At 72.6% G+C, this 13,773-nt stretch carries 9 protein-coding genes; all 9 read right to left on the bottom strand.

What is annotated here, in order from left to right; all coding sequences use genetic code 11:
• Positions 1–430: 430 nt before the first annotated feature.
• On the bottom strand, positions 431–1,480 hold the full coding sequence (locus ABZ899_RS07130) for a sugar phosphate isomerase/epimerase family protein (RefSeq protein WP_361341917.1): 1,050 nt from the start codon (positions 1,478–1,480) through the stop codon (positions 431–433).
• Positions 1,477–2,382 carry an SCO3242 family prenyltransferase gene (locus tag ABZ899_RS07135; protein WP_361341920.1) on the bottom strand — a complete coding sequence of 302 codons (906 nt, stop codon included), beginning with the start codon at positions 2,380–2,382 and terminating at the stop codon, positions 1,477–1,479. The genes ABZ899_RS07130 and ABZ899_RS07135 overlap by 4 nt, the downstream gene beginning before the upstream one ends.
• Positions 2,379–3,551 (bottom strand): inositol-3-phosphate synthase, encoded by a 1,173-nt coding sequence (locus ABZ899_RS07140; protein ID WP_361341923.1) that lies wholly within the window; start codon positions 3,549–3,551, stop codon positions 2,379–2,381. The genes ABZ899_RS07135 and ABZ899_RS07140 overlap by 4 nt, the downstream gene beginning before the upstream one ends.
• 84 nt (positions 3,552–3,635) lie before the next feature.
• Positions 3,636–7,361, bottom strand: coding sequence for a ThuA domain-containing protein (locus tag ABZ899_RS07145; protein ID WP_361341925.1), 3,726 nt, complete (start codon positions 7,359–7,361; stop codon positions 3,636–3,638).
• 265 nt (positions 7,362–7,626) lie between these two features.
• Entirely contained in the window at positions 7,627–8,625 is a 999-nt protein-coding gene (locus tag ABZ899_RS07150; protein WP_361341928.1) for a sugar phosphate isomerase/epimerase family protein, read from the bottom strand.
• Positions 8,626–8,639: 14 nt separating this feature from the next.
• Positions 8,640–9,872 (bottom strand): Gfo/Idh/MocA family oxidoreductase, encoded by a 1,233-nt coding sequence (locus tag ABZ899_RS07155; protein ID WP_361341931.1) that lies wholly within the window; start codon positions 9,870–9,872, stop codon positions 8,640–8,642.
• A 241-nt stretch (positions 9,873–10,113) separates the two neighbouring features.
• Positions 10,114–11,151 (bottom strand): substrate-binding domain-containing protein, encoded by a 1,038-nt coding sequence (locus tag ABZ899_RS07160; RefSeq protein ID WP_361341934.1) that lies wholly within the window; start codon positions 11,149–11,151, stop codon positions 10,114–10,116.
• Positions 11,152–11,168: 17 nt separating this feature from the next.
• Entirely contained in the window at positions 11,169–12,188 is a 1,020-nt protein-coding gene (locus ABZ899_RS07165; RefSeq protein ID WP_361341937.1) for an ABC transporter permease, read from the bottom strand.
• The gene (locus ABZ899_RS07170) at positions 12,185–13,705 is read right to left on the bottom strand and encodes a sugar ABC transporter ATP-binding protein (RefSeq protein WP_361341940.1); all 1,521 of its coding nucleotides are present in this window, start codon (positions 13,703–13,705) and stop codon (positions 12,185–12,187) included. The genes ABZ899_RS07165 and ABZ899_RS07170 overlap by 4 nt, the downstream gene beginning before the upstream one ends.
• Positions 13,706–13,773: the final 68 nt, after the last annotated feature.

Here is a 13,773-nt window from a genome sequence, read left to right on the forward strand (position 1 = left end):
GTGCCGGGGGTCGGCGTGACATCCGACGCCGTGCCGGGGGTCGGCGTGACATCCGACGCCGTGCCAGCGGTCGGCGTGACATCCGCCGCGGCGTCAGCGGTCGGCGTGGCGTCCGACGCGGCGCCAGCGGTCGGCGTGACATCCGACGCCGTGGCGGGGATCGGCGTGACATCCGTCGCCGTGCCAGCGGTCGGCGTGACGTCCGCCGCCGTGCCGGGGGTCGGCGTGACATCCGCCGCCGTGCCGGGGGGCGGTGTGACGTCCGACGCCGTGCCGGGGGGCGGTGTGACGTCCGACGCCGTGCCGGCGGTCGGCGTGACGTCCGACGCCGTGCCGGCCACGGATCTTGGTCCCGAGTCGGCGCCCGGGTCCGTGAGCGGGTCGCCGGCGGGGGCCGCGCCCGGGGTCGCCGGGCTGGTGCGGGGGTGGGTCATGAGGTGCTCCCTTCAGGGGTGGCGGAGGGATCGCCGTGCGATGGGACGGGGAGGGGTGAGGCGAGGGCCGTGGCCTCGGCGCGGCGGAGGAACGGGAGGGACAGTGCGGCGTGGTGCGGTCCGGCGTGGGAGTGGCGGGGCAGTTCGATGACGGTGAGGCCCTGGTAGCCGGTGGCGGCGAGAGCCGCGAGCACGGGTGGGAAGTCGATCTCTCCCTCCCCGAACGGGAGGTGTTCGTGGACACCGCGCCGCATGTCCTCGATCTGCACATGGCGCAGCCAGGGCGCGGCGGCGCGCACGCAGTCGGCGGGAGAGGAGGCCTCCAGGCACTGGCAGTGGCCGATGTCGAGGGTGAGCCCCAGCGGGCCGGGGTCGCCGAGGGTGCGACGCAGCCGGTGGAAGTCGTCGAGGCGGGCCACGAGGTGGCCGGGTTCCGGTTCGACGGCGAGGGGCACACCGGCGGCAGCGGCGGCGTCCAGGACCGGGGCGAGGCTGTCGGCCAGACGCTTCCACGCCGTGTCCTCGTCGGTGCCGGGCGGGAGGACGCCGCTGAAGCAGTGCACGGCGTGGGCGCCGAGGTCGGCGGCGACCCGGACGGCCCGCAGCAGCAGGTTGATGCGGCGGGCGCGGTCGTCGGGCTCCGCGTCCAGCAGCGAGGGGCCGTGCTTGCGTCGCGCGTCGAGCACGTAGCGGGCGCCGGTCTCCACGGTGACGCCCAGGCCGAGCTCCGCCAGCCGCCGGGCGAGGCGGCCGGTACGGGCGGCCAGGTCCGGGGCGTAGGGGTCGAGATGCATGTGGTCGAGCGTCAGGCCGAGGCCGTCGTAACCGAGGTCGGCCAGGAGGCCGAGGGCGTCGTCGAGCCGGAGGTCGGCGAGGCCGTTGGTGCCGTACCCGAAGCGGAGGGGGGTGGGCCCGGGACTGGCGGGGGTGGGCGCAGGCAGCGGGGTGGGTGAGGTGGGTCGGGCCGACTCGGGGGGAGGCGCCGTGGAAGGGGTGCGCGGCGTGGCGGACGGGGAGGCGGGGGCCGGTGCGGGGCGGGGGGTCATGTGATGCTCACCTTCTGCGCGTACCGCCGCCCGATCGGGGCGAGCGCGGCGATGGCCAGGGCGGTGAGCCCGGCTCCGGCGCGGGCCGCGAGCGCCGCCTGGAGCGGGATGGTGGCGCGGATGCCGCCGCCGACCGCCCGCTGGGTGAGGGGCGGTGAGGGGTTGAGCGCCGCGTGGGTGTACGGACGCCCGGCGGTGACGGCGTAGGCGGCGGCGAGGGCGGTGCGCAGGGCCTGACCGGGGGTGGGACCGCCCTTCGGGAAGGGGCCGCCCCGCGCCGGAGCTGCCCCCCGTCCCCCACCCGCCACCAGCCGTGCCAGCACGGCCGTCGTCCCCAGGGCCGCCAGGGGTGGGAGGGACGTGCCGCCCTGGGTCTCGCGGCGGGAGACGGCGGTCACCGCGAGGGTGTGGGTGCCGAGCAGGGCCGCGGAGGACAGGGCCGCTTCGGGGCGGCCGGTGGTGGCGGCCGCCCCGAGCAGGTGGTCGAGGCCGCGGGCGGCGGCCATGGCGACGGGGCCGGCCGGGGTGTGCTTGAGACCGAGGTCGTACGCCCAGACGGTGGCGGCCAGCGGGGTCGCCACCGCCAGGGCGGGGCGGCCGGCGCCGGCGGCCAGGCCCAGACCGGCGGCGGTCAGGGCGCAGGCCGCCGCGAGGGCGGAGGACGGCCGGATGCGTCCGGAGGGCAGGGGGCGGTGGGGGCGTTCGGCGGCGTCCTCCGCGCGGTCCGCCCAGTCGTTGAGGGCCATGCCGGCCTCGTAGAGGCAGAGGGAGGAGCCGATGGCGAGCAGGGTGCGGGGCGTGGGCCGGGCCCCGGCGGCGACGGCACCGCTGAGGGCGTCGCCGGGGACCGTGAACAGGGCGGGCAGACGCAGCAGTTCGGCCCACGCACGGCGACGGCTCACGGACGCTCCTCCGAATGGCCGGTGTCCGCCGGGCGCAGCCGCTCCCCCAGCTCCAGCAGAGCGCCGTACTGGTCGCCCAGGCTCGCCGGGCCCTCGCCCAGGGGGTCCTTGAAGTAGAAGCCGAGTGGGCCGAGCGGGCCGGACAGGCCGGCCTCGTGGGCGCGGGCGGTGAGGCGGGCCAGGTCCAGGACCAGGGGGGCCGCGAGCGCCGAGTCGCAGCCCTGCCAGATGGTCTGCAGCACCATGCGGGTGCCGAGGAAGCCGTCGAAGGCGATGTGGTCCCAGGCGGTCTTCCAGTCCCCGAGCGCCGGGACGTCGTCGATGTGGACCTCGCCCTCGGGCACGGTGCCGAGGGTGTCGGCGAGCACGCGTTCCTTGCCCGCGTTCTTCGCCGCGGCGGCGGCCGGGTCGGCGAGGGCCGCGCCGTCGCCGCCGCCGAGCAGGTTGGTGCCGGACCAGGCACGGACGGTCAGGGACCGCTGGGCGAACATCGGCCCCAGCACGGCCCGCAGCAGGGTCTGGCCGGTCTTGCCGTCCCGTCCGGCGTACGGCAGGCCGCTGCGCTCTGCCTCGCGGGCGGCGACCGGGTGGTGCATGCCCTCGGAGGGGGTGAAGTTGACGTAGGGGCAGCCGGCGCGCAGGGCGGCGAGGGCGTACAGGGTGCTGGCGGGGAGGGGGGCGTCCGCACGGCCCTCGGAGGCGGGTTCGGTGGAGGCCACGTTCACGACGACCGTCCGTTCCAAACCGTGGCGGCGGGTGAAGTCGCGGATGTCGGCGGCGAAGGCGCCGATCAGTTCGGCCTCGGTGCGGGTGTCCCCGGGGGTGGGGCCGCCGGGCCTGATCTCCCGGTCGGCGGCGGTGAGTTCGGCGGCGACGGCGGTGGCGACGCCGGGCGGGAGGACTCCTCCGGCGGTCAGGGTCTCGGCGCGCTTGGGAAGCGGGCAGTCGAGGGTGTCGTGGCCGCCGAAGACGAGGTCGGACAGGGCGGGCAGGCCGCTGCGGGTGAAGGCGGGGGTCTCGGTCACCATGCCGGTCGGCGGGTGCAGTCCGGCGGCGATGGCGGCGCACCCCGTGACGACGGTGGTGGCGACGGAGCCACGTGCTCCGATCAGCCACACCCCCGTGCGCGGGCGGGGCAGGGACGCGGAAGGGGACGCGGACGCGGACATGGGCAGCCTCCTGGTCGTGCGCGAACACCGGGGGGAGTGCGAGGGACGGCGGGCGGGGGTCCGGCGTCCCCCGCCCGCCGCCGTTCAGTCGCCCTGGACGGGCAGTTCCTTCAGCTGGATGTTGCGGAAGGAGACCTGGTCGTCGGCGCCGTGGTTCTGCAGGCCGATGTAGCCGTCGGTCAGGCTCCGCTGGGGGTCCTTGTTGGTGAAGTCGTTGATCTTGACTCCGTTGAGGAACACCTGGAGGCGTTCGCCCTGGACCTTGATCTCGTAGGAGTTCCACTGGCCGGGCGGCCGCAGGACCCGGTCACGGGCCCTGATGTCGGCCGACTTGAACGAGTAGACCGCTCCGGTCGTGCGGTCGGACGCGTCCGTGGCGTCGATCTGGATCTCGTAACCCTTGTCGACCGCGGACCAGGGGTCGTCGGAGGCCGGAAAGCCGACGAACACACCGGAGTTGTCGTCGCCCCGCATCTTCCAGTCGAGCTTGAGGGAGTACGACTTGAGCTCCTTGGCCTGGTACCAGAGCAGGCCCATGCCGCCCTCGGTCTCCATGACCCCGCCGTCCTTGACGACGAACCTGCCCGGGCCGGCCTGCTTCCAGCCGTCCAGCGTCTGGCCGTTGAAGATCTTCCGGTAGCCCTTGCCCGGCTTGCAGTCCGCCTTGACCTGTCCGGTGGCGTACTGCAGGCCGCCGAGCAGGTGGGCGCGGAAGGCTTCGTCGGCGTAGGACTCCCTGGTGTGGCCGCCGCCGGTGTAGAAGGAGCGGCCGCCGCCGTAGCTCTGGCACCAGGCGATCGGGTGGTCGCCCTTCATGGTGCCGCCCTGGTAGGTGGTCTCGTCCAGGGTGGCGAGGACCTTGGCCTGCTCACGCGGGTTGGTGCGGTAGTTGTACCACTCGTCGGTGCGCTCCCAGGTGTCGTCCAGGTGCGCGGTGGCGGGGTGGTCGTGGTCCTCGACGCGGACGGTGGCCTTCTGGATGGCCGGGTGCGAGGCGAAGTAGGCGCCGACGAGGCCGCCGTAGAACGCCCAGTCGTACTCGGTGTCGGCAGCGGCGTGGATGCCCATGTAGCCGCCACCGCCGGCCACGTAGTCCTCGAACGCCTTCTGCTGCTCGGCGTTCAGGACGTCACCCGTGGTGGACAGGAACGCCACCGCGTCGTACTTGGCCAGGTTGGTGGTGGTGAACTGCCGGGCCTCCTCGGTCGCGTCGACCGTGATGCCGGCCGGGGCGCCGAGTTCCTTCAGCGCGGCGACGCCGGCCGGGATGGAGTCGTGCCGGAAGCCGGCGGTCTTCGAGAAGACGAGGACCTTCTTGCCGCCCTTGAACGGCTGGGTGGAGAACTCGAAGTCGTCCACGTCGTACAGGGCGCCCTCGCCGCCCTTGAATACCAGATAGATCTCGGTGGTCTTCTTCGGCAGCGCGCGCAGCGGCACGTCGACGTTCTGGAACGTCTCCCAGCCGCCGGTCGGCGGGATGTACGCCGAGCCGTGCAGCGGGCCGTCGGGCGAGCCGGTGCGCAGTTCGACGAAGCCGCCGTTGCCGCCGGACGAGGCCCGTACGGTCATCTTCTTCTGTCCGTCGAAGCGGTAGGGGCTGAAGGAGATCCAGTCCCCGTCCTGGATGTCGCCGACGGTCTTGCCGCCGTTGGCCTGCGCCTTGTCGAAGGTGCTGACGCCGGACTGGGCGGTGAAGTGCTCGGCCTGGCGGTGCAGCGGCTGGACCACGGCCCGGGCGGTGCCGGTCAGGGCCTCCTGGCCGTTGGCCCCGCCGTCGGTGTAGGCGGCGCCGACCACCCCGTAGATGTTGGCGTTGGGGTCGTGCCCGCCGTCACCGGGGGGCGGGTTCAGGGTGCCCTCGCAGCCCGTCTCACTGGTGAGTTCGTGGGCGTGGGAGTCGTGGCCCAGGCTGTAGACGACCTTGACCTTGGAGCAGTCGACGGTCTCCTCGGGGTCGGTGACCGTCACCTTGAACGGGACGGGCTTGCCGAACTCGGCGAGCGCCCCGTTGCCCGGGATGTCGATGCGCACCTTGGGTTCGGTGTTGCCGACGACGATCCGGACACTGGCGTTGCCCGTGTTGCCCTCGGGGTCCGTGGCGGTGAAGGTGGCGCTGTAGGTGCCGACCTTCTTGTACTGGTGGGTGGGGGTCAGGCCCTCGCCCTTGGTGCCGTCGCCGAAGTCCCAGCTGTAGGTGAGGTCCGTGGAGTCGGCGTCCTTCGCGGAGGCGGTGAACTTGACCTTGAGGCCGGCCGCGCCGGATGTCTTGTCGGCGCTCACCTCGGCGATCGGGGAGAAGCCGTCCTCGGCGTTCTCGATCCGGTACAGGGCGGAGTCCTTGTCGCCCTGGAACCAGGACAGGCCGTAGTCGAGGACGTAGAGCGCGCCGTCGGGGCCGAACTCCATGTCCATGATCTGGGTGCCGGTCCACGGGAAGTCGTTGATCTTCGCGACGGAGCCGTCTTCGGTCTGCTCGATCCGCTTGATCCAGCGGCGGCCGAACTCGCCGGCGAAGAAGTCGCCGTCGTACTCCTCGGGGAACTTCACCTTGGAGTCGAGCTCGGGGTCGTAGCGGTAGACCGGGCCGCCCATCGGGGACTCCGAACCGCTGCCGAACTCCGGTACGGAGCCGCCGTCGTAGGGGATCCACGCGGGCTGCGCGGGCGGCAGGTCGGTGAGGCCGGTGTTGTGCCGGGAGGTGTTCTTCGGGGCGTCGCAGTCGAACTTCCCACCGGAGGCGCCGGTGCCGAAGTCGTAGTCGACGTATGCGTCGTTGGCGCCGGTGCAGAACGGCCAGCCGAAGTTGGCGGCCCGGGTGACCTTGGCGAACTCGACCTGTCCGGCGGGGCCGCGGGTGGGGCTGGCGGCGCCGGCGTCGGGGCCGTAGTCACCGACGTAGACCGTGCCGGTCTTCTTGTCGACGCTGATGCGGAACGGGTTGCGGAAGCCCATCGCGTAGATCTCGGGACGGGTCTTCTCCGTGCCGGGCTCGAAGAGGTTGCCCTCCGGGATGGTGTACGAGCCGTCCTCGGCGACCTTGATGCGCAGGATCTTGCCGCGCAGGTCGTTGGTGTTGCCGGCGCTGCGGCGGGCGTCGAAGGCAGGGTTGCGGTCCGCGCGCTCGTCGATCGGCGTGTAGCCGTCGGAGGCGAAGGGGTTGGTGTCGTCGCCCGTGGAGAGGTAGAGGTTGCCCTCGGCGTCGAAGGCGATGTCGCCGCCGACGTGGCAGCAGATGCCGCGGGAGGCCGCGACGTCCAGGACCTTCTTCTCGCTGGCGAGGTTCAGGGTGCCGTTGGTGTTGAGGGTGAAGCGGGAGAGGCGGTTGACGCCGTCGAACTTCTTGAAGTCCTCGGCCGTGCCGGTCTCCGGGGCGTCGCCCGCGGGGGTGTCCAGCGGCGGGGCGTAGTACAGGTAGATGGCCCGGTTGTTCTTGAAGTCCGGGTCGATGCCGACGCCCTGGAGGCCCTCCTCGTCGTGGTTGTAGACGTCGAGGCGGCCGGCGACCTTGGTGACGCCGCCCTGGTCGGTCAGGCGCAGCGTGCCGTCGCGCGAGGTGTGCAGGACGCTGCGGTCCGGGAGCACGGCGAGCGACATCGGCTCGCCCGTCTCGGGTTCGCCCTTGGCGAGCGGCACCTGCTGGAACTGGCCCTCGGCGGCAGCCGGTTCGTCGTGCTCGGGGTGGCCGGGGTGGGCGCCGGCGACGGTGGCCGGGGTGCCGACGGCCAGGAGCAGGCCGGTGAAGAGGGCGACGGTGGCGCGCAGTCTGCGACGCCTGGGGGTGCGGGTGTCTCTGAAACCGGTTCTGTGCACGAAGTCCCTCCGGGAACGGGGTGGGGCCGTACGGGTGGGTGCTGGAGACGTGCGGTGCGGGCGCCGGGGTGCGCCGTCACCCCGGAGGTGGGTGTGTCCTGAACACCTCAAGGACGGTAACCGGGTCCGTGCGGGGCGAACACCCCTTGCACCGGATTCCGTTGAACTTTTTCCCATCCGAGGACAAAGCCTTATCCGCGCAGGTCGGAGGGGGGATCGGCGCTTTCTCCGGTCCCCGTCCCCGACCTGCGGCCGGTCTTCTGGCTCAGCTGTTGAACGCGGCGTCGAACGACGCGCTGGGTGGCTCGAAGTCGAAGGCCTTCAGGCGGCTCAGCGCCTCGGGGGCGCCCTGCAGCCGGTCCATGCCGGCGTCCTCCCACTCCACGGAGACCGGCCCTTGGTAGTCGATGGACCGCAGCATCCGGAAGACGTCCTCCCAGGGGACGTCCCCGTGCCCGGCAGACACGAAGTCCCAGCCGCGGCGCGGGTCGCCCCACGGCAGATGGGAGCCGAGGCGGCCGTTGCGCCCGTCGAGCCGCCTGCGGGCCTCCTTGCAGTCGACGTGGTAGATCCGGTCACGGAAGTCCCACAGGAAGCCGACCGGGTCGAGGTCCTGCCACACGAAGTGCGACGGGTCGAAGTTCAGCCCGAAGGCGGGCCGGTGGTCGACCGCCTCCAGGGTGCGTACGGTCGTCCAGTAGTCGTAGGCGATCTCGCTCGGGTGGACCTCGTGGGCGAAGCGCACGCCCTCGGCGTCGAAGACGTCCAGGATCGGGTTCCAGCGCTCGGCGAAGTCCTCGTAGCCGCGCTCGATCATCGCCTCGGGGGCGGGCGGGAACATGGCGACCAGGTGCCAGATGGCGGAGCCCGTGAACCCGATCACCGTGTCCACCCCGAAGGCCGCGGCGGCGCGCGCGGTGTCCTTGATGCGTTCCGCGGCCCGCCGGCGCACCCCCTCCGGGTCGCCGTCGCCCCAGATGTCACCGGGCAGGATCGCCTGGTGGCGTTCGTCGATGATGGCGTCGCAGACGGCCTGGCCCACCAGGTGGTTGGAGATCGCCCAGCACTTCAGTCCGTACTTGTCGAGGAGCTGGTGCCGGGACTCCACGTACCCGGGGTCGCTCAGTGCCTTGTCGACCTCGAAGTGGTCGCCCCAGCAGGCGAGTTCGAGTCCGTCGTAGCCGAAGTCGCGGGCGAGCCGGCAGACCTCCTCCAGCGGCAGGTCGGCCCACTGGCCGGTGAACAGCGTGAACGTGCGCGGCATTCTCGTTGGCCTCCTCAGACGGCGATCGGGGTGAAGACGGAGTTCTTCTCGGCGCTCTCCTCGACCGCCGCCAGGACCCGCTGCACCTGGAGTCCGTCGGCGAACGAGGGCTGCGGCGGGCGGCCCTCGGCCACGGCGTGGACCAGGTCGCGGGCCTGGTGCACGAAGGAGTGCTCGTAGCCGAGGCCGTGGCCCGGCGGCCACCATGCCTCCAGGTAGGGGTGGTCGGGTTCGGTGACGAGGATGCGGCGGAACCCGGCGTGCGTGGCCGGCTCGCGGCCGTCGTGGTACGAGAGCTCGTTGAGCCGCTCCAGGTCGAACGCGAGCGAGCCGTGCTCGCCGTTCAGCTCGATGCGCAGGGAGTTCTTGCGGCCGGTGGCGTAGCGGGTGGCCTCGAAGGAGGCGAGCGCGCCGGAGGCGAAGCGGCCCGTGAACAGGGCGGCGTCGTCGACGGTGACCGCGCCGGTGGTCTCGCCGGCCTCCACGGCGGACAGGCCGCTCACCGCGCCGCCGGGCAGCGGGCGTTCCCGCACGAAGGTCTCGGTCAGCGCGGACACGCCGGTCAGCCGCTCCCCCGCGAGGTGCTGGGCGAGGTCCACGATGTGCGCGCCGAGGTCTCCGAGCGAGCCGGAGCCCGCCGACTCCCGGCGCAGCCGCCACGTCAGCGGGAACTGCGGGTCCACGAGCCAGTCCTGGAGGTAGGTGACCCGTACGTGCCGCAGCCGGCCCAGCCGGCCCTCGGCGACCATGCCGCGGGCCAGCGCGGTGGCCGGCAGCCGGCGGTAGTTGAAGCCGACCATCGCGATCTGGCCGTTCGCCTGCGCCCGCTCGGCCGCCGCGGCCATCGCCTCGGCCTCCTCCACGGTGTTCGCGAGGGGCTTCTCGCACAGGACGTGCTTGCCGGCGGCCAGCGCCGCGAGCGCGATCTCGGCGTGGCTGTCGCCGGGGGTGCAGATGTCGACGAGGTCGATGTCGTCCCGGGCGATCAGGGCCCGCCAGTCGGTCTCCGCCGTCGCCCACCCGTGCCGGCCGGCGGCCGCGCGGACGGCGGTGGCGTCCCGGCCGCAGATCGCGGCGAGCACCGGGGTGCGGGGCAGGTCGAAGACCCGGCCCACGGTGCGCCAGCCCTGCGAGTGGGCCGCGCCCATGAAGGCGTACCCGATCATGCCGACGCGCAGGGGCGGTGCGCCGGACCCGGTGGCCCCTGCCTCCGCCTCGGCCGGGCCGGGCTGCTGCGGCTGTCCCATGCGATAGTCCTCCTCGTCGTCGTGCCGCGGTGGGGGGTGGGGGCGTCCCGGGGCCCGGCGGTGCCGTGCCCGAGCCGCCCGCGGGTCCGGGGGCCCGGCCGGCGTCGCCGCGCGGCCGGTCCGCCGGCGCTCGAGCGGGCCGCCGCGCGGTGGCCGGTGCCGTGTTGCGCCGGCCGGTGCCTCCCCCGGTCGCCCCGGCCCTGCCCGACGGACTCCCCGTCCCCGTCGGGCAGGGGGCGCCTCACTTGAAGCCGGTGGACATGTACTGGTCGACGTTCTCCTTGTCGACGACGGCCGAGTAGAGCGTGATCGAGGCGGGGATCTCGAACTCGGCCATACCGCCGACACCCTTGCCCTGGCCCAGCGCACGGGCCAGGTCGATGGCGGACGCGGCCATCGTCGGCGGGTACAGGACGGTGGCCTTGAGGACCCCGTCGTCCTTCTTGATGGCCTGGAAGGCGGAGAGGGCCCCGGCGCCGCCGACCATGAGGAAGTCGTCGCGGCCCGCCTGCTCGATGGCGCGCAGGGCGCCCACGCCCTGGTCGTCGTCGTGGTTCCACAGGGCGTCGAACTTCGACTGCGCCTGCAGGAGCTGGGCCATCTTGGACTGCCCGGACTCGACGGTGAACTCGGCGGCCTGACGGGCCACCTTCCTGATGTTGGGGTAGTTCTTCAGGGCGTCGTCGAACCCCTGGGTGCGCTGCTTGGTCAGCTCCAGGTTGTCCAGTCCGGCCAGCTCGATGACCTTGGCGTCGGACTTGTCCTTGAGCTTCTCGCCGATGTAGTGACCGGCGTTGAGGCCCATCCCGTAGTTGTCGCCGCCGATCCAGCAGCGGTACGCCTGCGGGGTGTTGAAGATCCGGTCGAGGTTGATGACCGGGATGCCCGCGCGCATCGCCTTCAGGCCGACCTGGGTGAGCGCCTTGCCGTCGGCGGGCAGGATCACCAGGACGTCGACCTTCTTGTTGATGAGGGTCTCGATCTGGCCGATCTGCTGGGCGGTGTCGTTGGAGCCCTCGGTGATCTCCAGCGTCACGTCGGAGTACTTCTTGGCGCGGCTCTTGGCGTTGTCGTTGATCGCGTTGAGCCAGCCGTGGTCGGCCTGCGGTCCGGCGAAGCCGATGGTGACCTGCTTGCCGGGCCTGTCGTCGGCGGCCGGCTGGTCGTTCGCGGCCGGTTCGTCCTTGGACTCGTTGCTCGTGCAGCCGGCGAGGAGGGCTCCGGCGCCCACGGCGGCGGTTCCGAACAGCAGCCCTCTGCGGCTGGTGAACTCTGGCATGGCGGTGAACCCTTTCCTCAGGTGGTGCTCGCGGTACGGCGCTGGACCAGCACGGCGGCGACGATGATCGCGCCCTTGGCGATCTGCTGGACGTCGGTCTGCAGGTTGTTCAGGGCGAAGATGTTGGTGATGGTGGTGAAGATCAGGACGCCGAGCACCGAGCCGACGATGGTGCCGCGGCCGCCGGTGAGCAGCGTGCCGCCGATGATCGCGGCGGCGATGGCGTCGAGTTCGTAGAGGTTGCCGTTGGTGTTCTGACCGGAGCCGGACAGGATGATCAGCAGGAACGCCGCGATGCCGCAGCACAGGCCGGACAGCAGGTAGAGGTAGAGCCGCTGGCGGCGGACGTCGATGCCGGCGAGCCGGGCCGCCTCCGGGTTGCCGCCCACGGCGACCGTGCGCCGCCCGAAGGTGGTGCGGTTCAGCACCAGCCAGCCGATGACCGTCACGACCGCGAACACGATGACCAGCGGCGGGACGCCGAGGACGTACGCGTCGCGCTCGCCGAGGTCGAGCACCGAGGGGATGGTGACGATCTGCGTCTTGCCGTCGGTGATCTGCAGCGACAGGCCGCGCGCGGAGGCCAGCATGGCGAGGGTCGCGATGAACGGCACCATCGCGCCGTAGGCGATCAGCACCCCGTTGACCAGTCCGCATCCCACACCGACGATCACCGCCGTGAACAGGATGCCGGCGAACCCGTACTCCTGGGTGGCGACCGTGGTCGCCCACACCGAGGCCAGCGCGACGATCGCGCCGACGGACAGGTCGATGCCGCCGGAGATGATGACGAAGGTCATGCCGACGGTGACGACACCGATCACGGACGCCTGGGTGAGGACAAGTTGCAGGTTGCGGGTGTCGAGGAACTCGTCCGGCTTGGTGATGCCGCCGATGACGATCAGCGCGGCGAGGACGCCGAGCAGGGACAGGGTGCGCACGTCGGCGTGGGCCATGAGGCCGCGCCAGGCGGGCGCCGCACCGGACGGGGGCACCTTGTCGGTGCTGTCCCGGGGCGGGGAGGCGTGCTGCGTCATGACGCCGGGCTTCCTTCCATGACGAGGTCGAGTACGCGGTGTTCGTCGAGTTCGGACGCGGGAGCCGTGTGCACGACACGGCCCTCGCGCAGCACCAGGACACGGTCGGCGAGCCCCAGCACCTCGGGTACTTCGCTGGAGACCAGCAGCACGCCGAGCCCTTCGTCCGCCAGCCGCCGCACGACCGCGTACAGCTCGGCGCGGGCGCCGACGTCGACGCCCCGGGTGGGTTCGTCGAGCAGCAGGACGCGGCAGCCGCGCAGCAGCCAGCGGGCCAGGACGGCCTTCTGCTGGTTGCCGCCGGACAGGGTGCGCACCGGCACCGAGGGGTTGTCGGGGCGCAGGGACAGCTCGCGGGTGGCGGCACGCGCCGCGCCGCGTTCGGCGGCCCGGTCGATCCAGCCGCCGCGTGCGAAGCGGGACATGGAGGACACGGAGACGTTCCGGGTGACGGACTCGAGCATCAGCAGGGCCTGCGCCTTGCGTTCCTCGGGGGCGAGCCCGAGTCCGGCCCGTACGGCGGCCCGGACGCTGCCGGGCCTGAGCGGGCGCCCGTCCACGAGGACCTCCCCCGCGCTGGGCCGCCGGGCGCCGTAGATCGTCTCCAGGATCTCGGAGCGTCCCGAGCCGACGAGTCCGGCGAGCCCCACGATCTCGCCCGGCCGCACGGCCAGGTCGACGGGCTCGAACTCGCCGTCCCGGGCGAGGCCGCGGACCTCCAGCAGCGGGTCGCCGCCGGCCGCGTCCCGCACGGGCCGCCCGGGGAAGACGTACTCGACGTTGCGTCCCGTCATCATCGCCACGACGTCACGGGTCGGGGTGGTCTTCGCGGGGAGTCCGCCGGCCACGGCCCGGCCGTCCTTCAGGACGGTGACCCGGTCGCCGATGCGGCGGATCTCCTCCAGGCGGTGCGAGATGTAGACGACGGCGACGCCCTCGGCGGTGAGGTCGGCGACGATCCGGAAGAGATTGTCGACCTCGTCGGGGTCGAGGGCGGCGGACGGCTCGTCCATCACGATCAGGCGGACCTCGTGGGAGAGGGCGCGGGCCATGGAGACGATCTGCTGCTGCGCGGCCGAGAGGTCGCCGACCAGCCGGCCGGGGTCGATCTCGGGGTGCCCGAGCCGTTTGAGCAGCTGTGCGGTCGAGGCCCGTGCGGTCCGGCCGCGCACGATGAAGCCGGCGGTGGTCGGCTCGTGCCCGAGGTGGACGTTCTCGGCGACCGACAGATGCTCCACCAGGTCGAGTTCCTGGTAGATGGTGGCGATGCCGAGGCGCATCGCGGCGATCGGCGAGCGGAGGGTGACCTCCTCGCCGCGCCAGCGGATGATGCCGGTGTCGGGCTGGTGGGCGCCGGCCAGGACCTTGATGAGCGTGGACTTGCCGGCGCCGTTCTGGCCGAGCAGGCAGTGCACTTCACCGGCCTGGACGTCGAGGTCGACGCCGTCGAGGGCGCGGACTCCGGGGAACGACTTGGTGATGCCGTTCATGCTGAGCAGCGGTGGTTCTGGTGCCATGAGGTCCCCTTGGCGGGCATGCGGGCCGGATTCAGGGCAGGGCGGGGCAAGGCGGGGCGGATCGGTAC

This window comes from Streptomyces sp. NPDC046859, from assembly GCF_040645135.1.
Taxonomy (GTDB): domain Bacteria; phylum Actinomycetota; class Actinomycetes; order Streptomycetales; family Streptomycetaceae; genus Streptomyces.